The organism is Microvirga soli, from assembly GCF_016734765.1.
In the GTDB taxonomy this organism is placed as follows: Bacteria; Pseudomonadota; Alphaproteobacteria; order Rhizobiales; family Beijerinckiaceae; genus Microvirga; species Microvirga soli.
Genome location: NZ_JAERQE010000001.1, coordinates 306,516 through 330,204 on the forward strand (window position 1 = coordinate 306,516; position 23,689 = coordinate 330,204).

Below are 23,689 nucleotides of genomic sequence, written 5' to 3' on the forward strand. Positions count from 1 at the left end.
CGCCCTTGTCCCAGACCTCGCCGCACGCACCCCGCAAAGCCATCGTCCTCGCCGCAGGTCTCGGCAAGCGCATGCTGCCGATCACGGCCACGATGCCGAAACCGCTGGTGAAGGTGGCGGGCCGGAGCCTGATCGACTTCGCCCTCGACAAGCTGCACGAGGCAGGCGTGGAGACGGTGGTGGTGAACGTCCATCACTTCGCCGACATGCTCGAAGCGCATCTGCGTGGCCGCGAAACACCGCGCATCGTGGTCTCCGACGAGCGGGCTGAGCTTCTGGAGACCGGCGGCGGCGTGAGGAAGGCCCTGCCGCTTCTGGGCCATGAGCCCTTCATCACCTTCAACTCGGACTCGCTCTGGATCGAAGGCCAGGAGCCGAATCTGCTACGCTTGGTGCAGGCCTGGGACCCGGACAGGATGGACATCCTGATGCTCGTCGCGCCGTTATCCACAAGCATCGGATTCGAAGGCCGCGGCGATTTTCACCAGGATCCGGACGGCCGCCTGCGCCGTCGCGGAACGGACGACAGCGCGCCTTTCGCCTATGCGGGCGTGGCCATCGTGAAGCCGGAACTCGTTCACGGCACACCGGATGGAGCCTTTTCCGCCAACGCCTTTTATGACCGTGCCATCGCCAAGGAGCGCCTCTACGGCTTGTGCCTGGAGGGGCAGTGGCTGCATGTTGGAGAGCCGCAGGCGATTGCCGAGGCCGAACGATGCCTCGCCGCCAGCAGGCGATGAGGTTTCGTAGTGTCGAGCGTACCGCGCGTCTTTTCCATTCCTCCGGGTTGCGCCTTCCTGCCGACCCTGGTGGACGCGCTGTTCGACGGCCGCCTTGTCGGTCCGCTCCCTAACGACCCCGCGGCCCTTGCCGACATCACGATCTATGTTCCCAACCGCCGCGCCACGCGCGCGCTGATCGCGCTTCTGGCTGAACGGGGCGACGGCCGGGCGCAGCTCCTGCCGCGCATCGTGCCGCTGGGCGAAACGGACGAAGCCGAGTTCGAGCTGACGGGCCTGGAGGGCACGCCGCTGCAGGAGGCCGCGAGCCTCAAGCCTCCGATTCCGCCCCTGGAGCGCCGCCTCATCCTCACGCGGCTCGTGCAGCGCTGGTCGGCGGAAGTGGACCGCGCGCTGCTGCAGATCGGCCCCGAGGTGCCCTTCATGGTGCCGGCTTCGCCGGCCGATGCGGTGAACCTTGCAGGCGATCTCGAGACCCTGATGGATGCCTTCACGACGGAAGGCATCGACTGGCATGCTCTCGAACTGGCGGTGGATGCCGACTACTCGAAATATTTCGAGATCACCCGCCACTTCGTGCAGATCGCGAGCGAATACTGGCCCGGGATCCTGGCCGAGCGGCAGGCAAGCGACCCGGCCCAGCGGCGCAACGCCTTGCTGGAGGCGGAAGCGAAGCGTCTCATCCGCGAGCGCCCCGAGCATCCCATCATCGTGGCGGGCTCGACCGGTTCGGTGCCGGCCACCGCGAACCTCATGGGCGTGATCGCGCGCCTGCCCAAGGGCGCCATCGTGCTGCCCGGTCTCGATACCGATCTCGACGAGGAAAGCTGGTCGACCATCGGCGGGCATGGCGATGACGAGAGCGATCCCGTGCACAGCCATCCGCAGGCTTCGCTCCGCCGTCTCCTCGACAAGCACCTGCGCATTCAACGCTCCGCCGTCACCGTTCTCGGCGACACGCCGGAGGCCGCGAGCGCGCGCAATCATCTTCTCTCCGAAGCCCTGCGTCCGGCCGACACCACGGACCGCTGGTCGCTGATCTCAACCGAGGATCGTGTCGCCTTGAGCCGCAGCGGCTGCCAGGGTCTCGCCATCATCGAGGCGGCGGACGAGCGCGAAGAGGCTTTGTCCATCGCCATCGCGCTGCGCGAAACCATCGCTCATCCAGGACAAACCGCCGCCCTCGTCACGCCCGATCGCGCGCTTGCCGCGCGCGTGACGGCGGAGCTCGCCCGCTGGGGCCTGAGCGTGGAGGACTCCGCCGGCATCCCCCTCTCCGACACGCCGGCCGGACGTCTCGCACGCTTGGCTGCGGAAGCGGCGGCCGACGATCTGCGCCCCGTGCGGCTGCTCGCATTGTTGGCCCATCCCCTGGTGCGTCTGGGCTTGTCGCGTGAAACCGTTGAACATGCGGCCAGCGTGCTTGAGATCGGCGTGCTGCGAGGGCCCGCGCCTGCGCTCGGCATCGCGGGCATGCGTGCGGCGCTCGCCAGCCGACGCGCTGAGAGCGATCGTCGCGCACCACGTCCGGTGAAGCGCCTGACGGACACCGATTGGGACCTCGCCGACGGGTTGCTGCAGCGCCTCGGCGTCGCCTTCGAGACCTTCACGCCTGCCGTTCACGGCGAAGGCAAGCTCGATCTGATGGCGCTGGTGGAGCACCATCGCCGGGCGGTCGAATGGCTTTGGGCCGGCCCTGAAGATGCTCCGGAGGAGCCCGACCAGGATGCTTCGAGGGAAGCCCTCGCGGCGCTCTTCGACGATCTCGAACACTCGGACATTCGTGCCGAGGAAGGCCATCCGCTCGCGGGCCGCTTCGTTGATTACCCGACCTTCTTCAACGCGCTCGCCAAGCAGCGCAGTTTAAGCCCATCGCCGCGCTCGACCCATCGCCGCCTGAAGATCCTCGGCCTTCTCGAGGCGCGTCTTCTCTCCGTCGACCGGGTGGTGCTCGGCGGATTGGACGAGGGCACCTGGCCGCCCCGCACGGTGACGGACGCGTTTCTCAACCGCCCCATGCGCTCACGCGTCGGCCTGATGCCGCCGGAGCGGCGCATCGGCCAGACCGCGCACGATTTCGTGCAGGCGCTCGGCACCCACGACGTGGTGATCACCCGTGCCCACAAGCGCGACGGCTCGCCCATGGTGCCCTCGCGCTTCCTGCAGCGGCTCAAGGCCTTCACCGGCAAGGGCACATGGGAGCAGATAACGAAGGCCGGCGAAACCTACCGCCGCCTCGCCCGCACCCTCGACACGCCGGAGCCCGCGCCGCCCCTGCCCCGCCCGCGGCCGAAGCCCGATCCGGCGCTGTTCCCGCGCAGTTTAAGCGTCACGGAAATCGAGACGCTGGTGCGCGACCCTTATTCGATCTTCGCACGCCACATCCTCAAGCTCGATGCGCTCGACGCGATTGCCGTGACACCGAGCGCTGCGGATCGCGGCACGATCATTCACGAGGTGCTCGGGACCTTCGCTCGGCAATATCCCAAGGCAATTCCCGCCCATGCGCTGGAAATTCTCCTTGGCCTTGGCGAAGTCGAATTTGCCGACATTGCGGAGGCCTATCCCGAACTCTACGCCGAGTGGTGGCCGCGTTTCACGCGGCTCGCCACGGAGTTCGTCGTGTGGGAGCAGGCACGCCGCCCTACGCTCGTCGATGTCTATGCGGAGCGCTCGGGCTCCCTGTCGATCCCGCTGCCGGACGGCTCGATCTTCAATCTGCGCGCCCGCGCCGACCGCATCGAGCATCGCCGCGACGGCGGCTTTGCCATCATCGACTTCAAGACCGGCCAGCCGCCCGGCATCCGGGAAGTCTATGCCGGCTTCTCGCCGCAACTGACGCTCGAAGCCATGATGCTGATGAAGGGCGCCTTCAAGGGCTTGCCGAAGGCGAAGGAGACGCCGGATCTCATCTACATCCACACCACCGGCGGCCGCGAGCCGATCAAGCCGCGCGAGATCGGGCCGTCGGGCAAGGAAACACGTCCCGTCGCGGAGATCGTGGAAGAGCATCGCCGCCGCTTCGAGGGGATGATCGTGCGCTACGCCAAGGGCGAAGCCGCCTATCTCTCGCGGCCCTTCCCGAAATATGCGCGGCGCTTCTCGGAATACGATCATCTGGCGCGGGTGAAGGAATGGTCGCTTGCCAGCGCCGGCGGCGGTGAGGGCTTCGAATGAGCACTGATCTCGTCATCCCGCAATACACCAAGGACGCGCAGCGCCGCGCCGCGAATCCGCGCGCCTCCGCCTGGGTGTCGGCCAATGCGGGCGCAGGGAAAACCAAGGTGCTCACGGATCGTGTGGTGCGCCTGCTGCTCGCAGGCTCGCTGCCGGGCCGAATCCTGTGCCTCACCTTTACCAAGGCGGCAGCCGCCAACATGGCGATCCGCGTTTTCGAGCGCCTCGGTCGCTGGGTGACGCTCGACGAGGAAAGCCTTGTCTCGGAGTTGACGGAGCTTGAGGGCGAAAGGCCGACGCGCAAACAGGTGAAGCTCGCGCGCACGCTCTTTGCCCGTGCAGTGGAAACGCCGGGCGGCCTGAAGATCGACACCATCCACGCCTTCTGCGAACGGCTCCTGCATCTGGTGCCCTTCGAGGCCAATGTGCCGGCGCGCTTTGCCGTGCTCGACGAGAGCCAGACCGACGAGATGTTGGCGCAGGCGACATCCAACGTGATGGCCGATGCGGCAAGCGGCAGCTTTCCGGCATTGGCGGATGCCCTCGACATCATCAGCGTCGATGCGGTGGGCGATGCACTCGCCTCCGCGATCAATGCGGCGTTGAAATGCAAGACGTTCCTGCACGATCCGACGGGCCCCATGCGGCTGCGCAAGGAACTTGGGCTGGCGCCAGACGAGACTCTCGAATCCATCGAGACTGCGATGGTCGAAGGCGGCATTGCATCAGGTGAATGGCCTGCCATCGCGCAGGAGCTTCTTGCTGGCAAAGCCACCGACCAGGAACGTGCCGCTTCCTTCATTGCAGCGGCGGAAGCCCAGGATCTGGACGAGAAGCTCAAGCACTACTTATCGGTCTTCCTGAAGGAATCTGATTGGACGCCACGTGCAGAATCGCGTCTTGTCACGAAATCCGTCGATCCTGCCTTGAAGCAAAGCCTGCTGGATGAGCAAGCTCGGATCTGGAGCCTCATCGACAAGCGCAAGGCCGCGCGTGCCGCCGAGCGCACAGGCGCATTGTTCACGCTTGCGGCCGAAATCCACGCCCGCGTCGAGCAGGCGAAGATGCGGCTTGGCGCCCTGGACTTCCAGGACCTCATCGACAAGACGCTGGCGCTATTGTCACGCGGCGACACCGCCTGGGTGCTCTACAAGCTCGATCGCGGCATCGACCACGTGCTGATCGACGAAGCGCAGGACACGAATCCGGAGCAATGGGAGATCCTGCGCAAGATCACCGAGGATTTCACCTCCGGCGCCGGCGCGGCAGGCGGACGCGTGCGCACGCTGTTTGCGGTGGGCGATCCCAAGCAGTCGATCTACGGCTTCCAGGGAGCGGCCCCGCAGGAGTTTGAGACCACCCGCCGCAGCTGGTCGCAGAAGGTGCGCGAAGCGGAGCTCGCCTTCGAGGACGTATCGCTCACCATGTCGTTCCGCTCAGGCAAGGCGGTGCTGTCGGCCGTGGACGCGACGTTTGCGGTCGACCGGCACTTCAAGGGCCTGTCCTTCGAGGACAAGGCAATCGGCACCGTGCACGAGAGCGCGCGTCCCCATGCGCCCGGCCTCGTGGAGCTGTGGCCCGTCGAGACTCCGGTCGAGGAGGAGGAACCCGAAGCCTGGGTGCTGCCGGTCGACGAGCCCGAGCAGCAATCGCCTCCCGTGGTGGTGGCGCGGCGCATCGCGCAGGCCGTGAAATGCTGGACCACCAAGGGCGACGAGATGGGCCGCCTGTGGAAGGCCGGCGACATTCTCGTGCTGGTGCGCAAGCGCGGCGCGGCCTTCGAGGCGGTGATCCGCGCGCTGAAAGAGGCGGGCGTGCCGGTGGCCGGCGCCGACCGGCTCAACATCGGCGAGCACATTGCCGTTCTCGATCTCGTGGCGGCCGGCCGCGCGGCGCTGCTGCCGGACGATGATCTCACGCTCGCAACCGCGTTGAAATCGCCGCTCGTGGGGCTGAACGACGACGATCTCATCCGCATCGCGGCCGATCGCGCGGAAGAGGAATCGCTCCACGCGGCATTGACGCGTCATGCAGAAGCCGGCGACGCGAAAGCAACGCGCGGATGCGAGGCGCTCGCCGCGTGGCGCGAACTCGCCAAAGTCCATGGCCCCTTCGGCTTCTTCGCCACCCTGCTCGGTCCGCGCGGCGGGCGCTCGCTGCTCGTGGCGCGGCTGGGCAGCGAGGCGGGCGATGCCATCGACGCTTTTCTGTGCTTCGCGCATCAATTCGAGATGACGGAAACGCCGTCGCTCACTTACTTCATCACCCGGTTCGAATCCGCCGATCACACCATCAAGCGCGACCTCGATTCCGTGAACGACGAAGTGCGTGTGATGACCGTGCACGGTGCAAAGGGCCTGGAAGCGTCCGTCGTGGTGCTCATCGACGGCTGCGAGGTGCTGGGCCGCGATTCGCCGCTGCTGCAGCTGCAGGCGAAATCGGGTCACAAGATCCCCGTCTGGGCCCCGGGCAAGACCTCCGATTCCAGCGCGATGACGCAGGCCCGCGAGATCCTGCACGCGAAGGGCCACGAGGAGCACAACCGGCTGCTTTACGTGGCCATGACCCGCGCCAAGGACCGGCTGGTGATCGCCCCCTATCTCACCGGCAAGAAGGAATCGCCGCAGGAAGCCTGGTGCGAGATGATCCGCCACGGTCTCGTGGCCAAGGCCGGCGGCCTGGAACTCGACAAGGCCCCCTATGGCCCGATCTCCGTGTGGCGCGACGGCTCGCCCTTGGCCCGCACCCTCGCGGCCGAATCGGATGTTGCGCCGCTCGATCCCATCGCCGTGCCGGATTGGCTCACCACGGCCGTGGCGCCGGAGCCCGAGCCTCTGCCGCCGATCCGCCCCTCCAGCGCGCTGGGCGCCGCCGACCGCATGACGCGGCCGGGCGATGGACCCTATGCGCCTGAGGCTCGCTTACGCGGCACCCTGGTCCATGCCCTGCTGGAGCGCCTGCCGGCTCTGTCCCCGGAGCACCGGGCGAGCATGGCGCGATCCTACGTGAAGGCCCGCGCCCCGCGTCTCGCGGCGGAGTTGCGCGAATCGATCCTGGCCCATGCGCTGGATGTTCTCGATCACCCCGACCTGAGGCCCCTGTTCGGCAACGGCTCGCGGGCGGAAGCACCCATCGCCGGGCGTGTCCTGACGGGTGCGGGCGAACTCATGGTCTCGGGCCAGATCGACCGCCTCGCCGTGCTCGACAGCGAGGTCCTTGTGGCCGACTTCAAGACCACGGCCCGCCCGCCCCGCCCCGGCCAGCCGCCACCGCAATCTTACGTGGCGCAGCTCGCGCTCTACCGGAGGCTCCTGGCCGAAATCTATCCGGGGAGGCCAATCCGCACCTTCCTGATCTGGACCTCAGGGCCGGTGATCCACGAGCTCCGGGAACCGGAGCTGGAATCGGCACTTACCCTCATCAAAGCCGCGTGAGAGCCGGTGCGCTTGCTTGATTCCCGGCAGGCCGGTTCTTACCTTGGCCCTATAGCCGAGCGGCTCGGATCTGAGTCGCGTTCAACGTCAAAGGTGATGGCATGGCGACCGTTAAGGTGACCGACTCAAGCTTCGCGCAGGATGTCCTGCAATCCTCCGAGCCCGTCGTGGTCGATTTCTGGGCCGAGTGGTGCGGCCCCTGCCGCATGATCGGCCCGGCTCTGGAAGAGATTTCCGACGAGATGGCCGGCAAGGTGAAGATCGCCAAGCTCAACGTGGACGAGAACCCGCAGATCTCCTCCCAGCTCGGCATCCGGTCGATCCCGGCCCTGATGGTGTTCAAGGACGGCAAGGTCGTCGCCCAGAAGGTCGGCGCCGCCCCCAAGGGCGAACTCAGCCGCTGGATCCAGGCTTCGGCTTAAGTTCATTGAGATTTCGAAGAAGCGACGAGGGGCCGAAAGGCCCCTTTTCTTTTGAGCTTGGCCATCTCGGACGGCGAACTGATCCGGGATCGTTTTCAGGCTGGAGCACCGGAACCTCCACACTGTCATCCCCGCGCAGGCGGGGATCCAGAACCACGACGTTTCAGAAGAGAGCGACCAGCGTCGCGCCTCGTTCTGCCTCGTCGGCGGTTATGGATCCCGGGCTCTGCTGCGCAGCTCCGGGATGACAGTGCTGGACTGGTTTGTACGATCCCGGATCTCCGCTGACGCTCCGTCCGGGATGACGAGGTTTGAAGGCTACTCCGGCAACGTCCCGTTCGCCGCCAGCACCTCGCCGGCGAGATAGAGCGAGCCGCAGATCAGCACGCGGGGCGGGCGGTCCCAGACGTAGTTGTGGAGCGAGGCGAGTGCAGATTCGACGCTGGATGCGATGGAAGTCGTGAGCCCGACGCTTGCCGCGATGGCTGCGACCTCCTCGGCCGGGCGCGCGGCGATCTGGCCTGAAATCGGCACCGCGATCACCTCCCGAGCGAGCCCCGAGAAATTCTTGAAGAAGGCCTGGGAATCCTTGGTGCCGAGCATACCGGCGATCAGCACGAGGGGCGCGTCCGAGCGCTCGCTCTGGTCGGCCATGGCGGCGGCAAGCACCCGGCCGCCATCCTGGTTATGTCCGCCGTCGAGCCAGATCTCGCAGTCGGGCGGCGCGATTTCCGGCAGGCGACCCCGGTTGAGGCGCTGCAGGCGGCCCGGCCATTCGGCGCGGGTGAGGCCCGCCTCGAAGGCTTCAGCCTCGAAGCCCTCGAAGCCGGCGGCGCGCAGAGCCGCAATGGCCGTGCCAGCGTTGATGAACTGATGGCGGCCGATGAGTTTCGGGCGCGGCAGGTCCAAAAGGCCCTTCTCGTCCTGGTAGACGAGACGCCCGCCCTCCTCATGGACGGAGAAATCCTGCTGGCCTACGAGAATCGGTGCGGCGCCGATGCGCTCGGCCTCGTCGCGCAGGGTCTGGTCGGCTTCCAGGTAGTCCTGCGGGGCGATCACCGCCGGGCAGCCGCGCTTGAAGATGCCGGCCTTCTCGCCGGCAATGGCCTTGAGGGTCGTGCCGAGATATTCCGCATGGTCGTGGCCGATGGACGTGACCACCGCCGCGGCCGGCTTGTCGATCACGTTGGTGGCGTCGAAACGGCCGCCGAGACCCACTTCCAGCAGCAGCACGTCGGCGGGCTCCTCGGAGAAGATCAGCAGGGCGGCGGCCGTGGTGATCTCGAACACCGTGATGGGCGCGCCGGCATTGACCGCCTCGCAGCGGCGGAAGGCCTCGACGAGCCGGTCCTCGGTGACGTACCGCCCTCCTCCGATCCGCCCGATCCGGATGCGCTCATGGAAGCGCACGAGATGGGGCGAGGTATGGACATGGACGGCAAGCCCCGCGCTTTCCAGGATCGCCCGCATGAACGCGATGGTCGAGCCCTTGCCGTTGGTGCCCGCCACATGGATCACCGGAGGCAGGCGGCGCTCAGGATGTCCGAGATTGGCGAGCAGCCGCTGGATTCGCCCGAGCGACAGGTCGATGGCCTTGGGGTGCAGGGCGAGAAAGCGCGCAATCAACGCATCGGAGGAATCCATCGCCCTGGTCTCGCTTACTCGGCAGCGACCGCAACGGCCGTCGTGTCCGGCGAAACCACCGGCGCTTTCATGAACAGGCGCGACAGGCGGGCCACGGTCGGCTTCAGGTCGTGGCGGTGCACCACCGCATCCACCATGCCGTGCTCCTTCAGGTACTCGGCGCGCTGGAAGCCGTCGGGCAGCTTCTCGCGGATGGTCTGCTCGATCACGCGCGGGCCGGCAAAGCCGATGAGCGCGCCGGGTTCGGCCAGATGCACGTCCCCGAGCATGGCATAGGAGGCCGTCACGCCGCCGGTGGTCGGGTTCGTGAGCACGACGATGTAGGGCAGGCGCGCATCGCGCAGGCGGCGGATCGCCACCGTGGTGCGGGGCATCTGCATGAGCGAGAGAATGCCCTCCTGCATGCGCGCGCCGCCGGAGCCGGCGAAGAGCACGTAAGGGGTCTTCTTCTCCAGCGCCGTCTCGGCGCCTTTGACGAAGGCTTCGCCGGCCGCCATGCCGAGCGAACCACCCATGAAGCCGAAATCCTGCACCGCGACGGTCATCGGCAGGTCCTCGACCCGGCCGAAGCCCACCTTGAACGCGTCCTGCTGGCCGGTCTTGGCGCGGGCGTCCTTCAGGCGGTCGATGTACTTCTTCTCATCGCGGAACTTCAGGGGATCGACCGGGACCTCCGGCACGGCCACGTCGAGCCAGGTGGCGCCGTCGAACATGAGCTGCAGGCGCTGGGTGGCCGAGATGCGCATGTGGTGGTTGGAGACGGGGATCACCCACTGGTTCGCCTCCACGTCCTTGTGGAACACCACCTGGCCCGTCTCCGGGCACTTGATCCAGAGATTGTCCGGCGTCTCGCGCTTGAAGAGCGTCTTGATCTTCGGACGGACGACTTCGGAAATCCAGTTCATCGCTTCAATCCTCTCGTCATGGCCCGTCTCAGCCGGCCTGACGTGTCTTTATGTATTAGGCCGCCGCGCGTTTTGCCACCGAACGCACGCCTTCGCTCAATTCCTTCACCAGCTTCGTCACGGCTTCGACCGAGCCTGCCGTTGCGCGACCCTCGGCATCGAGGGTGCCTTTGAGCGCGTCGATGAGGGCCGAGCCCACCACGACGCCGTCGGCCCCTTGGGCCACCGCCGCCGCGTGCGCGCCGCTCTTTACGCCGAAGCCCACCACGACCGGCAGGGGCGTGTGGCGCTTGATCCGCTCAACGGCCGAGGCGACCTTGCCGAAATCCGGGGTCGCCGCACCGGTGATGCCGGTGATCGACACGTAATAGACGAAGCCCGCCGTGTTCGTGAGCACCGCCGGCAGACGCTTGTCGTCGGTGGTCGGGGTGGCAAGCCGAATGAAGGCCAAGCCTGCCTTGAGGGCCGGCAGGCACAGCTCATCGTCCTCTTCCGGCGGCAGGTCGACGACGATGAGGCCATCGACCCCGGCTTCTTTCGCATCGGTGAGGAAGCGGTCGACGCCGTAGACATAGATCGGGTTGAAATAGCCCATGAGGATCACAGGAGTGTCCGCATCTTCCGCCCGGAAGCGGCGGATGAGGTCGAGGGTCTTGACCGTGTCCTGGCCCACCTTCAGCGCCCGCAGGCCCGCCGCCTGGATCGCCGGGCCGTCGGCCATGGGATCGGTAAACGGCAGCCCGAACTCGACGATATCGGCCCCCGCCTTCGGCAGGCTCCTGAGGATCGCGAGCGAGGTCTCGGGATCCGGATCGCCGGCCATTACGTAGGTGACGAGAGCCGCGCGGCCTTCCTGGCGGCACTTCTGGAAACGGGCTTCGATGCGTTGGGTCATGGGCTGCGTCTTTAGCATGAGACTATGGGAATGACACGCGTGTCATTCCCGGCCGGAGCGCAGCGGAGGGGAAGGGAATCCATGGCGCTGCGTGTGTGAATGGATCCCCTTCCCGCACTTCGTGCGCCGGGGATGACACGGGGTGTTTTCAGACGATCTTTTCCTGCAGATGCTCGGCGATCTGGAACAGGTCCTTGTCGCCGCGACCCGAGATGTTGACCACCATCAGGTGATCCTTGGGCTTGCCCGGCGCGAGCTCAATCACCTTGGCGAGCGCATGGGCGGGCTCGAGCGCCGGCAGGATGCCCTCGAGGCGCGAGCAGAGCTGGAAGGCGTCCAGGGCCTCCTGGTCGGTGGCGGAGATGTACTTGACCCGGCCCATCTCGTGCAGCCAGGCATGTTCCGGGCCGATGCCCGGATAGTCGAGGCCGGCCGAGATGGAATGGGCGTCGGCGATCTGGCCGTCACGATCCATGAGCAGGTAGGTGCGGTTGCCGTGCAGCACGCCCGGGCGTCCACCGGAGAGCGACGCGGCGTGCAGCTGGTCGAGGCCGTGGCCGGCCGCTTCCACGCCGTAGATCTCCACGTCCTTGTCGTCGAGGAACGGGTGGAACAGCCCGATGGCATTGGAGCCGCCGCCGATGCAGGCGACGAGCGAATCCGGCAGGCGGCCCTCCGCCTGCATCATCTGCTCGCGGGTCTCGGTGCCGATCACGCACTGGAAATCGCGCACCATGGCCGGATACGGGTGCGGGCCCGCCACCGTGCCGATGCAGTAGAAGGTGTCGGCCACGTTGGTGACCCAGTCACGCAGGGCCTCGTTCATGGCGTCTTTCAGCGTGCGGGTGCCGGACTGCACGGGCACCACCTTGGCGCCGAGCATGTTCATGCGGAACACGTTGGGCTTCTGCCGCTCCACGTCGACCGCGCCCATATAGACGATGCATTCGAGCCCGAAGCGCGCGCAGAGCGTCGCGGTGGCGACACCATGCTGGCCGGCGCCGGTTTCGGCGATGATGCGCTTCTTGCCCATGCGGCGGGCGAGGAGGATCTGACCCAGCACGTTGTTCACCTTGTGGGCGCCGGTATGGTTCAGCTCTTCGCGCTTGAAGTAGATTTTCGCCCCACCCAGATGCTCGGTCATGCGCTCGGCGAAATAGAGCGGGCTCGGGCGGCCGATATAATGGGTGGAGAAATACGCCATGTCGGCGTGGAAGGACGGGTCGTTCCGCGCCTCCTCATAGGCCTTTTCCAGCTCGAGGATGTTCGGCATCAGGGTCTCGGCCACGAAGCGTCCGCCGAACTGGCCGAAATGCCCGCGCTCGTCGGGGCCGGTGCGATAGGAATTGGGTTGGGCTTGAGCTGACACGGCTGTCCTGCCTTCAGGATTATGGAGCACGCCCGAGAACGGGCTGAAAACTAGTGATGGGCAGCAGCGAATGCTGTCCGGGCGGCCCTGATGAAGGCCTCGATCCTGGCCGGATCCTTGAGACCCGGTCCCGTCTCCACCCCGGACGAGACATCGACGGCCCTGGGCTTGGTGAGCCTGATCGCCTCCGCCACGTTGTCGGGGTTGAGGCCTCCTGACAGCATGAAGGAAACCTTGCGGTCAAGCCCGTTCAGGAGCCGCCAGTCGAAGGAGACGCCGTTGCCGCCGGGGAGCGCTTCCGCCGTGCGGGGCGGCTTGGCATCGAGCAGGATGTGGTCTGCATCCGCATAAGGCGTGAGAGCCTGGAGGTCGGACGGCTCCGCGACGCCAAGCGCCTTCATCACCGGTCGTTTGACCATGGAGCGGATCTCGGCCACGCGCGCCGGGCTCTCGCTCCCGTGCAGCTGAATCAGGTCGGGGTTGATGGCCTCGACAGCCTGGGCAATGTCCTCGTCGCCGGGATTGACCAGAAGCACAACACGCTGCGCCCGCCCCTTCGCCTGCAGGGAGAGCTTGTGGCCGAGGTTGAGGCTGACATGGCGGGGGCTCTTGGGGAAGCGCACGAAGCCCACCATGTCCGCGCCTGCGCTCAGGGCGGCATCGAGGGTCTCGGGCGTGGAGAGCCCGCAGATTTTCACCAGGTTGTCCATGAGAAGCTTTTACACCGGTTTTGCCAGCGAGCGCCACACCACCATCGCCGCAGCCAGATCTTCCAGCGCAGCACCCACGGATTTGAAGGCGGTGATCACGGCCGGCCCGCGATGCGGGGCGCTGCGGCACAGATCCGTCAGGGTGCCGCGGATGTGATCCTCGGTGATGGCGCCCCGGTGCAGGGCCACGGCCACGTCGCCGCCCTCGGACTTGGCCGCCGGGGTGTCGATGTAGACCTGAGCCCGGCGCAGGGCCTCGTCGTCGGCCTCGCGCATCTTGAGATTGAACGCGCCCACGAGGTCGAGATGCGCCCCTTCCTTGAGCCAGGCGCCCTTGACCACGGGCGCGGTCGAGAGCGTCGCGCAGGAGACGAGATCGGCGCCGCGCACAGCCGCCTCCAGATCGGTCACGGCCGTGACAGGCAGGCCCTCGGCGCGAAGCTCGGCAGCAACAGCCTCGGCCCTCTCGGGCCGGTGATTCCAGAGCGCCACCTCGCGGATCGGCCGCTGGCTCATATGGGCCCGGATCAGGAAAGGCGCGAGGGCGCCTGCGCCAACCATCACCATGCGGCTTGCATCCTCGCGGGCGAGGTACCGGGCTGCCAGCGCCGACGCGGCGGCGGTGCGCCAGACGGTAAGGCGCGCACCGTCGAGCACCGAGACCGGCTCACCCGTGGCGCCGTCCATGAGCAGGTAGGAACCCATCACGCTGGGGAGGCTCCTGGTGCCGTTCTCGGGAAACACGGTGACGACCTTCACGCCGAGGAAGCTGTCCTGCATCGCGGGTCCGGTCCAGGACGGCATGAGCAGGAGCGTGCCGTGGGCGCCCGGGCGCTCGATCTCGTGGTGATGCCGGACCGGCGCCACCATGTCGCCGCGAAAGGCTTCGGCCAGAGCCTCGATCAGGGCCGGAAAGGTGAGAACCCGATCGATCTCGGCAGCGGTAATGACGCGCATGGGATGGTCTTAGATGCTTCGGGCCTGAGCGGGAATGGTGGCCGGCAGGTTCGTGTTCGACGGGGTCTGCGCCTTCAGGCGCTCGGTCTCGTAGCGCAGCTGGCGCGCCTCGCGCCGGAGCTGCCGGCGGGACTTGCGGTTTTTGCCTTGCGCGAACCAGGTTGCCGTGCCGCCGATCACCACGCCGAGCATCACGGCCGCGAAGATCACCGCGAACAGGGGCAGCTGGAACGCGAATTCCGGCGCTTCCTGCGAGAACGGGTCGAGGGACAGGGTCACCGGAGCCCGGTTCGCCACCGCGAGCAGGACGATCAGGATGGCGACCGGCAGGAGAATGAGCGCCTTCAGAAAGCGAATCACGAACACCTCTCGGGGTTATTGGCGAGAATTATTGGGCCGCAGCCGCCTTCATGACCTTCGGAGCCGGAGCATTGAGACGCTGACGCATTTCCTTGCCCGTCTTGAAGACCGGGACGACCTTCTCGGAGATGGAAACGGATTCGCCCGTGCGTGGGTTGCGGCCCGTGCGGGCATCGCGCTTCTTGACCGAAAAGGCGCCGAAACCGCGCAGCTCGACCCGGTCGCCCCGGGACAGTGCATCAGCGATCGTGTCGAGGATCGCGTTCACGATCTTCTCCACGTCACGCTGGTAAAGGTGCGGGTTCTGCTCAGCGATCTTGAGCACGAGTTCGGATTTTATCATGGATGAGCTATATCTTTGACGTTGCTTTATTTTTCCAAAGGTTGCCAGACAGCCAGGAGGCCGTCAAGCCGCGCGATCTCGGCTTGAGCCGATGTGCGGCGCATGGCTTCGGCCACCTGCTCGAAGCCGAAGAGATCCGCCATCGTGGCGCTCATGGCGAAGATCGAGATGTCGCGGTCGGACCGCGGTTCCCAGTCGCGAATCGGCAGGTCCTTGGACACGCCTTTTTCCTGCTCGAGCCAGGCGACCGCATCCCGCTCGCTGCCGATCTTGTCAATGAGCTTGAGCGGCACGGCCTGGCGGCCGCTGAAGACCTGGCCGGTGGACGCGGTGGAGAGCTCGCCCTCGTTCAGGCGGCGGCGCTCGCGCACCAGATTCTTGAACCAGTCATAGGTGTCGTTGACCACCGCCTGCATGGCCGCGCGGGCCTCCGGCGAGGTTGGCGTGAAGGGGTTCGGCTCGGCCTTCAGCGGCGCGGACTTCACCGCCTCCATCTTCACGCCGATCTGACCCATGAGACCTGTAAGGTCCGGGTACTGGAAGAGCACGCCGATGGAGCCCACGATCGAGGTCTCGCGGGCCACGATGTAGTCGGTGGCCATGGCCGTGATGTAGCCGCCGGAGGCCGCCGTGCCGTCCACGAAAGTGACGACCGGCTTCTTTTCGCTGAGCCGGCGGATGTTGCGGTAGAGCTCTTCCGACCCCGTCGTGGTGCCGCCCGGGCTGTTGATCGAGATCACCACCCCGGAGACCGTGCTCGATTCGCCCACCCGCCGCATCAGATCGGCGAGGCGCTGGTTGCCGGTGATCACGCCGTCGATGGAGATGCGGGCGATCTGGTTCTGGATCCCCCCGTAGCCGGCCCGGTCGGCTGCCGCATAGCCGATGGCCGCAACGGCGGCGATCAGCCCTGAGAATCCTGCCACGCGCCAGAAGGAGAGCTTGCGGCGCAGGCGGCGGCGGTCGGCAATGGCTTCGGCATCGATGGACATGGGATCGTCTCTGCTTCGTGCTTGTCTTGGTTCGTGTTTGCCTTGGGCGGCGTGGGCTGCACCCTATGGCGAAGACAGATAGGGCGGCAAGGGATCACAGGCCAACAAAATCCGGAGCCTCAAGCGGCAGGATCGCCGTCCGTCACCGGCCCGGACCGGGCCAGAAGGCCCAGAGCAGCAGCCCGGCTGCAGCAATCCAGAGCACCACGATGAACAGGGCGCCCCCGCGGCTGACGGGACGCTCGACGATGGCCTGCGCCCTGACCCGCAGCTCTCCCATCAGGGGACCTGGGATAAGCCGGATTGCCAGCAGAATGCCCAAAGGAACGAGCACGATGTCGTCGAGATAGCCGAGAACCGGGATGAAGTCCGGGATGAGGTCAATGGGGCTGAGGGCGTAGGCCGCCACCAGGGCGGCAACCAGCTTGGCATACCAGGGAACCTGCGGATGCCGGACGGCAAGGGACAGGGCCACGACATCGGCCTTGATGCGCCGGGCCCAGCCTCGCATGCGGGCCGGCATGCCCCTGAAATGATCTGCACCCATGCTCAGGCTCCGGCGGCTCCAGTCACATCGGCAACCCGAACGGCACGCCCATGGCGCCCTGTTCGCCAACAAAAAACCCGCACGATCTCTCGCACGGGTTTTTGACAAAAGAAAATCCCCGGGCTTTCGGCCCGGGGATCCATCAGCCTCGAAAGATCGAGGTCCGATTACTTCTTGCCGGCCTTGTTCAGGGCAGCGCCGAGGATGTCGCCGAGCGACGCACCCGAATCGGCCGAGCCGTACTGAGCCATGGCTTCCTTCTCCTCAGCGACCTCGAGGGCCTTGATGGAGACGGTCACGCGGCGGGCCTTGCGGTCGAACTGCGTGACGCGGGCATCGAGCTTCTCGCCGGCGGCGAAGCGCTCGGGGCGCTGGTCGGCGCGGTCACGAGCAAGCTCGTTGCGCTTGATGAAGGTGGAGAGGTCGGTGTCGACGATCTTCACTTCCAGGCCGCCGTCCTTCACCTCGAGAACCTCGCAGGTGACGATCTGGCCCTTCCTCAGCTCGCCGGCTTCGGCGAAGGGGTCGCCAGCCAGCTGCTTGATGCCGAGCGAGATACGCTCCTTCTCGACGTCCACGTCGAGAACCTGAGCGCGAACCATGTCGCCCTTCTTGAAGTCGTCGATGACCTGCTCGCCCGGACGGTTCCAGTCGAGGTCCGAGAGGTGGACCATGCCGTCGACGTCGTTCTCGAGACCGATGAACAGACCGAACTCGGTCTTGTTCTTGACCTCGCCCTCGACCTCGGTGCCGACAGGGTGCTTCTCGGCGAAGGCCTCCCACGGGTTCTGAAGCGTCTGCTTCAGGCCGAGCGAGATGCGGCGCTTCACCTGGTCGACCTCGAGGATCACGACCTCAACCTCTTGCGAGGTGGAGATGATCTTGCCGGGGTGGACGTTCTTCTTCGTCCAGGACATCTCGGAGACGTGGATCAGGCCTTCGATGCCGGGCTCGAGCTCAACGAACGCACCGTAATCGGTGATGTTCGTGACGCGGCCCTTCAGCTTCGCCTGGACCGGGTAGCGGGCGGCGATGCCCTCCCACGGATCAGCCAGCAGCTGCTTGATGCCCAGCGAGATGCGGTGCGTCTCGTGGTTGATCTTGATGATCTTCACCTTCACCGTCTGGCCGATGGTTACGACCTCGGACGGATGATTGACGCGGCGCCATGCCATGTCGGTGACGTGCAGCAGGCCGTCGATGCCGCCGAGATCAACGAACGCACCGTACTCGGTGATGTTCTTGACCACGCCGTCGATGACCTGACCCTCTTCGAGGTTCGCCACGAGCTCGGAACGCTGCTCGGCGCGGCTCTCTTCGAGGACCGTGCGGCGCGACACGACGATGTTGCCGCGGCGGCGATCCATCTTGAGGATCTGGAACGGCTGCGACACGCCCATGAGCGGGGTGACGTCGCGCACCGGGCGAATGTCGACCTGGGAGCGCGGCAGGAACGCCACGGCGCCGTCGAGGTCGACGGTGTAGCCGCCCTTCACCTGGTTGAAGATGGTGCCGTTGACGCGCTCCTGGGCCTCGAAGGCCTTCTCGAGCTTCACCCACGACTCTTCGCGGCGGGCCTTGTCACGGGAGATGACGGCCTCGCCCAGGGCATTCTCGATGCGCTCGACATAGACCTCGACCTCGTCGCCGACGACCACGGTCTGGTCGCGGTTCGGGCCGGCAAATTCTTTCAGGGCGACGCGACCTTCGGTCTTGGCGCCGATATCGATGACCGCGACGTCTTTCTCGATCGCGACCACCTTGCCCTTCACGACCGAGCCTTCGCTGATCTCGTTCGTGCGGAAGGATTCTTCGAGCAGGGCCGCGAAATCTTCACGGCTCGGCTGTTGCAAAGCTGCAGACATAGGTTCTCCTGAATGGCCCTCGTTCAAGGGGCAACGCCGGCGGCTCGTGTTAACGGGCCGTTTCCAGCCGCCGCTGCCTGAGACGCCCCTTCAGGGCCATGTCCCGGGCATGCTGCTTGATCCAAGCAGGCCGGCGTATCATCAGCGGATGGAAACGCTTGGTCCGACAGGATAATTTGCGGAACACCGGGAGGGCGCGGAACACGCACCCTGACCATCGAAACCGTTACTGTCCTGTCGGATGGGGTTCTCTTAACCCAATCGGCCCCGGATCACAAGGGTTTCAAGCCCTTGGCCCGGTCCTGGCCCAGTCCAGGGCCTGTTCCAGCCGGTCATTGCCCCAGAACATCTCCCCGCCCTCCGCGATGAAGGTGGGCGCGCCGAAGATCCCGAGGCTTTTGGCCTCCTCGGTCTGGCTTTTCAGCGCGGCCTTGTTGGCCTCCGTCCCGGCGAGCGCCAGGATGCCGTCGGCGTCGAGGCCGAGCCGCACGAGCACGTCACGGATGACGGCAGGATTCGAGATCGCCCGCCCCTCCCCGAACTCGGCCCGGTAGACCGCCTTGGTGAAGGCCGGCCCCCAGGGCTGGTCCGCCCCGACGAGGGCGATGCGGGCGGGCAGCAGCCCGTTCTGCGGAAAGGGATCCGGCTGAACGCAGGGCAGTCCCAGCCGCGCGGCCTCGCGCTCCATGTCGCGCCACATATACCGGCCCTTGGCGGGAAAGAGGTTGAAGGGCGAGGTGGTCCAGCCCTGCGCGGCGAAGATGGGCCCGAGCAGAAAGGGCCGCCAGCGGATGGCAACGCCTGCCGCCTCGGCCAGGGGCTCGATCCGCATGGCCGCGAGGTAGGAATAGGTGGAGGCGAACTCGTACCAGAACGAGACGACGGGGCGGGCCATGGGCGGTCTCCGAAGGGAAAGCCTGGCCATTCTCCTCGAAGCCAACCCGACTGTCACCCGGCAGCCTGCCGCCCCTCGCCTCTTCCGTGAAAAGTGGCTTCCCCTTTCAGGACCGATGTTCTAAGTCGCCAGCACCCTTTTCTCTTCCGGAACCTTTGCCATGGCCGACAAGCGCGTGAACAAGGTCGTGCTCGCCTATTCGGGCGGCCTCGACACCTCCATCATCCTCAAGTGGCTGCAGACCACCTATGGCTGCGAGGTGGTGACGTTCACCGCCGATCTCGGCCAGGGCGAGGAGCTGGAGCCCGCCCGCAAGAAGGCCGAACTTCTCGGCATCAAGCCGGAAAACATCTTCATCGAGGACCTGCGCGACGAGTTCGTGCGCGACTACGTGTTCCCGATGTTCCGGGCCAACGCCCAGTACGAGGGCCTGTATCTGCTCGGCACCTCCATCGCCCGGCCGCTGATTGCCAAGAAGCAGATCGAGATCGCCGAGAAGGTCGGCGCCGATGCGGTCTCCCACGGGGCCACCGGCAAGGGCAACGACCAGGTGCGCTTCGAGCTCGGCTATTATGCCCTGAAGCCCGACGTCACCGTGATCGCCCCCTGGCGCGAATGGGACCTGCGCTCCCGCGAGCAGCTCATTGCGTTTGCCGAGCAGCACCAGATCCCGATCGCCAAGGACAAGCGCGGCGAAGCGCCGTTCTCTGTCGACGCCAACCTCCTGCACGCCTCCTCCGAGGGCAAGGTGCTGGAGGATCCGGCCATGGAAGTGCCGGATTACGTCTATTCGCGCACCGACGGTCCCGAATCCGCGCCCGACAAGGCGACCGTGATCAAGATCGAGTTCCTCAAGGGCGACCCGGTCGCCATCGACGGCAAGAAGATGGGCCCGGCCGATCTCCTGGCCAAGCTCAACGAGCTGGGCCGGATCAACGGCATCGGCCGCCTCGACCTCGTGGAGAACCGCTTCGTGGGCATGAAGAGCCGCGGCATGTACGAGACGCCGGGCGGCACGATCCTGCATCTCGCCCATCGCGGCATCGAGTCGATCACCCTCGACCGGGGTGCCGCGCACCTCAAGGACGAGCTCATGCCGAAATATGCCGAGCTCATCTATAACGGCTTCTGGTTCGCGCCGGAGCGCGAGATGCTCCAGGCGATGATCGACAAGTCTCAGGAATTCGTCACTGGCGAAGTGACGCTGAAGCTCTACAAGGGCGGCGTTCACCTCATCGGCCGCCAGAGCCCCTACACCCTCTACGACCAGGACCTCGTCACCTTCGAGGAAGGCGCCGTCGCCTACGACCACCGCGACGCCGCAGGCTTCATCAAGCTCAACGCGCTGAGGCTCCGCACGCTGGCGCAGCGCAAGAAGAAGCTGGGGCTGTAAGAGGCTACTGACTATCGGGCCTGGGATGCCTTGGGTCACACCGCCGCATCCCAGGCCTCTTTCTTATCTATCAATAGTAATGTTATCTCGGTTATGTTTCGCGTTGTTTGCAAGGCCTCTTAGATGCGCTTCCTCTTCCCTGTTGCTCTTCTTCTTATCCTCTCCGCATGCCAGGGCACCGGCACAGGTTCCGGAGCGTTGAATGATCCAGTCGATCTGCCACCCGACTATCGCTTGAAAGCTGCGCCTCACCTTGTGGCGGATTATGTTCGGAACTCCATCGGCCCGGCCGAAATTACGTCCGAAGTGCAATCAGGCAGAGGCCTTCTCGGCGCCTCAAGCAGCGTTCTCGTGCGTTATCCGGTTCGCACCCACAGTCTCGGACAAAAATTGATCGCCAAGGGCTGGCTGCTCGACAGCATGGAAAAGACAGAAACGGGGATGCGCTGCGTCACGGTTTCAATCGGGCGGAGCATCAACACCGGCGGAGAAACCAAATTCATGGCTTCGCGTCCGAAAGTCGACGAAAGTAGCTGCGGTGAGGGGCGAAGCTACGTTCCTTATACGGAACTCGAAGGGGTCGCGCAGCGGCTGAAGGCATGTCGCGCAAAGGGCGAGGAGCGCTGCCTGCTGTCCTCCAACATGCCCGAGGGTGAAGCCAGGAAGCTCATGAATCGACGCTGATAGGTTCCGGTCACGATTAGACCCGCACGGTTACAAATCTGGAGTTGGACTTTCTCTACTGCCGTAAAGAGTGATCCGCTCCATCGCCCTCATCCTTCAGCGGCACACTCATCACACACACCACCCCGGCAGGCTCGTAGGTCAGGCGGACGTCTCCGCCCACGTCGGTGGCCAGGCTGCGCTCGATCAGGCGTGTGCCGAAACCTCTTCGTGTCGGCAGCGAAACCGGTGGGCCGTCGCGCTCCTGCCAGCGCAGCTCCAGGTGCGGATTCTCGTCCGACGTGACCGTCCAGGTGATGAACACGCATCCCGACGAGACGGAGAGCGCGCCGTATTTCGCCGCGTTCGTCGCCAGCTCGTGGATCGCCATGGCGATGGCAAGCGCCGTTCTCGGGATCAGGCGAAGATGCGGGCCCTCGATCTCGAAATGCTTCGTCTTCTGCCGCAGATAGGGCTCGACCACCTCGTTGATGATCTCGCGCAGCTCCGCGCCCTCCCAGTTCTCGCGGGTGAGCACGTCATGGGCGCGGGCCAGGGCGAACAGGCGGTCCTCGAAGGCCTGAACCTTGGGACGGTTCTCCTCGCTCATCTGCTTCAGGCTCTGCGACGCCATGGACTGAACGATGGTGAGCGTGTTCTTCACCCGATGGTTCAGCTCGTTGATGAGAAGCTCGCGATGCTCCTCCACCTGCTTGCGGTCGGTGATGTCGAGCACGGAGCCCACATAACCTAGAAAGGTGCCGTCTACGCCAAAGCGCGGCGCCGCGGCATCGATGGCCCAGCGATAGGTGCCGTCGGCCCGGCGCAGCCGGTACTCCACGCGAAACGGCCCCTTCTCGGCATTGGCCGTACGAAACACATCGCCCGACCAGCCGCTGTCCTCCGGATGGACCGCATCGAGCCAGCCGAAGCCTAAGCCGGTTTCCGGCGTCTGGCCGGTGAACTCGTACCAGCTCCGGGACAGGTAGGTGCAGGTGCCATCCGCCTCCGTCACCCACACCATGACGGGAGCGTTGTCGGCGAGATTGCGGAACCGCGCCTCGCTCTCGCGCAGGCTGTCTTCGGCCTGCACGCGCTCGGTGACGTCGTAGCCTTCGGCGAAGATGCCGCTGACCTGCCCCTCATGGTCGGTGACCGGCTGGTACACGAGGTCGACGAAGCGCTCCTCGACGGGGCTGCCCGGTTGCCGTTGAAGCCCGACGCGAAGGTTGCGCCCGACGAACGGCTTTCCACTCGTGTAGACCTTGTCGAGCAGCTCGAGAAACCCCTGGCCCTCGATTTCGGGCAGGGCTTCACGCACGGTCTTGCCGGTGATGTCGCGCCGATGGCCCACCAGCTGAAGGTAAGCATCGTTCACCAGCTCGAACACGTGCTCCCGCCCGCGCAGCATCGCCATGAAGCCCGGGGCCTGCTTGAAGAGCTCGCGAAGGCGGTCCTGCTCTTCCCTCAGGACCGCGCGCAGCTTGACCTCCTGCGTGGTCTCCGTGCAGGCGCAGAACATGCCGGCGATCCCGCCCGTCTCATCGCGAACGGGCGAGTAGGAGAACGTGTACCAGGTGTCCTCGGGGTAGCCGTTGCGCTCCATCACGAGGTGCATGTCCTCATGATAAGTCGCCTCTCCGGCGAGCGCCTTGGTGACCAGCGGCTCGATGTCGGTCCAGATTTCCGACCAGACCTCGCGGAACGGCAATCCGAGGGCATGCGGGTGCTTGGCACCGAAGATCGGCACATAGCCGTCGTTGTACAGAAACGCGAGTTTCGGCCCCCAGGCGACGAACATGGGGAATTTCGACGTGAGCATCAGGCTCACCACGGCCCGCAGGCTCTGCGGCCAGTATTCCGGCGAGCCGAGAGGCGAGGAGGACCAGTCATGGGCCCGCATGAGCGCGCCCATTTCACCGCCCCCTGTGAGGAAGTCCGGGCTGGGTACGAGCCTATCGTGCATGAAGCCTGCGCCTCCCGACGGGAGGCTGGTGCGTATGATGTCCGATGTCATCCTGGCTGCGACAGGAGGCGGCCTGCCTTGCGGCCGCCGAGCGACCGTCAAGCCCGAGCATGCGAGGAGCGTTCGATAATGTTCGTGCAGACATGCTGAGCTTTGGAATTGGCGGGGGCTTTCAGCCATTTAGGACTGCGCCGAATGACTTCAATCATTGTGTAGAGCATATCGCGGCCGCAAGCGATGGCGTTCTGTCGCGGGGAAAGCGCAAAGAGGGATGGGGCCCACTGTCATCCCGGACGGCGGAGCCGCTCCGGGATCGCGTGCAGGATGAGGCGCGTGAACCCTCCCCCTCTGCGGGAGAGGGGCAGCAGTTTACGTGTTCTCATTTTGTTCTTGACAATTCTCCTAAGCTCAG

The 23,689-nt window shown here is 65.7% G+C and carries 19 protein-coding genes; 6 read left to right on the top strand and 13 right to left on the bottom strand.

The window, feature by feature from the left end; all coding sequences use genetic code 11:
• Positions 1 to 5 precede the first annotated feature (5 nt).
• The 4 genes from JKL45_RS01350 (at position 6) to trxA (ending at position 7,773) form a co-directional block, all read left to right on the top strand.
• A complete protein-coding gene (locus tag JKL45_RS01350) occupies positions 6 to 740 on the top strand; it encodes a nucleotidyltransferase family protein (RefSeq protein WP_201859305.1) in 735 nt (244 codons plus the stop codon).
• A 9-nt stretch (positions 741 to 749) separates the two neighbouring features.
• Positions 750 to 3,917: a double-strand break repair protein AddB gene (gene addB, locus JKL45_RS01355; protein ID WP_201859306.1), complete on the top strand. Its 3,168-nt coding sequence runs from the start codon at positions 750 to 752 to the stop codon at positions 3,915 to 3,917.
• On the top strand, positions 3,914 to 7,351 hold the full coding sequence (gene addA, locus JKL45_RS01360) for a double-strand break repair helicase AddA (RefSeq protein WP_201859307.1): 3,438 nt from the start codon (positions 3,914 to 3,916) through the stop codon (positions 7,349 to 7,351). Before addB ends, addA begins: the two co-directional genes overlap by 4 nt.
• A gap of 101 nt (positions 7,352 to 7,452) precedes the next feature.
• On the top strand, positions 7,453 to 7,773 hold the full coding sequence (gene trxA / locus JKL45_RS01365) for a thioredoxin (RefSeq protein ID WP_173946795.1): 321 nt from the start codon (positions 7,453 to 7,455) through the stop codon (positions 7,771 to 7,773).
• A gap of 318 nt (positions 7,774 to 8,091) precedes the next feature.
• Here trxA and JKL45_RS01370 read toward each other — a convergent pair whose 3' ends face one another.
• The 12 genes from JKL45_RS01370 to JKL45_RS01425 all read right to left on the bottom strand — a co-directional run bounded on the left by JKL45_RS01370 (position 8,092) and on the right by JKL45_RS01425 (position 19,255).
• Entirely contained in the window at positions 8,092 to 9,417 is a 1,326-nt protein-coding gene (locus JKL45_RS01370) for a bifunctional folylpolyglutamate synthase/dihydrofolate synthase (RefSeq protein ID WP_201859308.1), read from the bottom strand.
• Between the two features lie 14 nt (positions 9,418 to 9,431).
• Positions 9,432 to 10,322 carry an acetyl-CoA carboxylase, carboxyltransferase subunit beta gene (accD, locus tag JKL45_RS01375; protein WP_201859309.1) on the bottom strand — a complete coding sequence of 297 codons (891 nt, stop codon included), beginning with the start codon at positions 10,320 to 10,322 and terminating at the stop codon, positions 9,432 to 9,434.
• Between the two features lie 55 nt (positions 10,323 to 10,377).
• Positions 10,378 to 11,217 carry a tryptophan synthase subunit alpha gene (gene trpA / locus JKL45_RS01380; RefSeq protein ID WP_201859310.1) on the bottom strand — a complete coding sequence of 280 codons (840 nt, stop codon included), beginning with the start codon at positions 11,215 to 11,217 and terminating at the stop codon, positions 10,378 to 10,380.
• A gap of 148 nt (positions 11,218 to 11,365) precedes the next feature.
• Positions 11,366 to 12,586, bottom strand: a complete 1,221-nt coding sequence (trpB, locus tag JKL45_RS01385) for a tryptophan synthase subunit beta (protein ID WP_201859311.1) — start codon at positions 12,584 to 12,586, stop codon at positions 11,366 to 11,368.
• 50 nt (positions 12,587 to 12,636) lie between these two features.
• Complete coding sequence (locus JKL45_RS01390) at positions 12,637 to 13,296, bottom strand: phosphoribosylanthranilate isomerase (protein ID WP_201859312.1); 660 nt, start codon at positions 13,294 to 13,296, stop codon at positions 12,637 to 12,639.
• A gap of 9 nt (positions 13,297 to 13,305) precedes the next feature.
• Positions 13,306 to 14,253, bottom strand: a complete 948-nt coding sequence (gene lhpI, locus JKL45_RS01395) for a bifunctional Delta(1)-pyrroline-2-carboxylate/Delta(1)-piperideine-2-carboxylate reductase (RefSeq protein ID WP_201859313.1) — start codon at positions 14,251 to 14,253, stop codon at positions 13,306 to 13,308.
• A gap of 9 nt (positions 14,254 to 14,262) precedes the next feature.
• Positions 14,263 to 14,613 (bottom strand): LapA family protein, encoded by a 351-nt coding sequence (locus JKL45_RS01400; RefSeq protein WP_201859314.1) that lies wholly within the window; start codon positions 14,611 to 14,613, stop codon positions 14,263 to 14,265.
• A 28-nt stretch (positions 14,614 to 14,641) separates the two neighbouring features.
• Complete coding sequence (gene ihfB, locus JKL45_RS01405; RefSeq protein ID WP_036354203.1) at positions 14,642 to 14,956, bottom strand: integration host factor subunit beta; 315 nt, start codon at positions 14,954 to 14,956, stop codon at positions 14,642 to 14,644.
• A 26-nt stretch (positions 14,957 to 14,982) separates the two neighbouring features.
• Positions 14,983 to 15,948, bottom strand: coding sequence for a signal peptide peptidase SppA (gene sppA / locus JKL45_RS01410; RefSeq protein ID WP_201859315.1), 966 nt, complete (start codon positions 15,946 to 15,948; stop codon positions 14,983 to 14,985).
• 142 nt (positions 15,949 to 16,090) lie between these two features.
• The gene (locus JKL45_RS01415; protein WP_246498211.1) at positions 16,091 to 16,495 is read right to left on the bottom strand and encodes a YkvA family protein; all 405 of its coding nucleotides are present in this window, start codon (positions 16,493 to 16,495) and stop codon (positions 16,091 to 16,093) included.
• 167 nt (positions 16,496 to 16,662) lie between these two features.
• A complete protein-coding gene (gene rpsA / locus JKL45_RS01420) occupies positions 16,663 to 18,360 on the bottom strand; it encodes a 30S ribosomal protein S1 (RefSeq protein WP_201859316.1) in 1,698 nt (565 codons plus the stop codon).
• A gap of 283 nt (positions 18,361 to 18,643) precedes the next feature.
• Positions 18,644 to 19,255 carry a 2-hydroxychromene-2-carboxylate isomerase gene (locus tag JKL45_RS01425; protein WP_201859317.1) on the bottom strand — a complete coding sequence of 204 codons (612 nt, stop codon included), beginning with the start codon at positions 19,253 to 19,255 and terminating at the stop codon, positions 18,644 to 18,646.
• 160 nt (positions 19,256 to 19,415) lie between these two features.
• Between JKL45_RS01425 and JKL45_RS01430 the strand changes: the two genes are divergently transcribed.
• Positions 19,416 to 20,648, top strand: coding sequence for an argininosuccinate synthase (locus JKL45_RS01430; RefSeq protein ID WP_201859318.1), 1,233 nt, complete (start codon positions 19,416 to 19,418; stop codon positions 20,646 to 20,648).
• A 351-nt stretch (positions 20,649 to 20,999) separates the two neighbouring features.
• Positions 21,000 to 21,332, top strand: coding sequence for a hypothetical protein (locus JKL45_RS01435; RefSeq protein ID WP_201859319.1), 333 nt, complete (start codon positions 21,000 to 21,002; stop codon positions 21,330 to 21,332).
• Between the two features lie 55 nt (positions 21,333 to 21,387).
• On the opposite strand, the gene JKL45_RS01440 is transcribed toward JKL45_RS01435, so the two are convergent.
• Positions 21,388 to 23,277 (bottom strand): PAS domain-containing HWE histidine kinase family protein, encoded by a 1,890-nt coding sequence (locus tag JKL45_RS01440; protein WP_201859320.1) that lies wholly within the window; start codon positions 23,275 to 23,277, stop codon positions 21,388 to 21,390.
• Positions 23,278 to 23,689 lie beyond the last annotated feature (412 nt).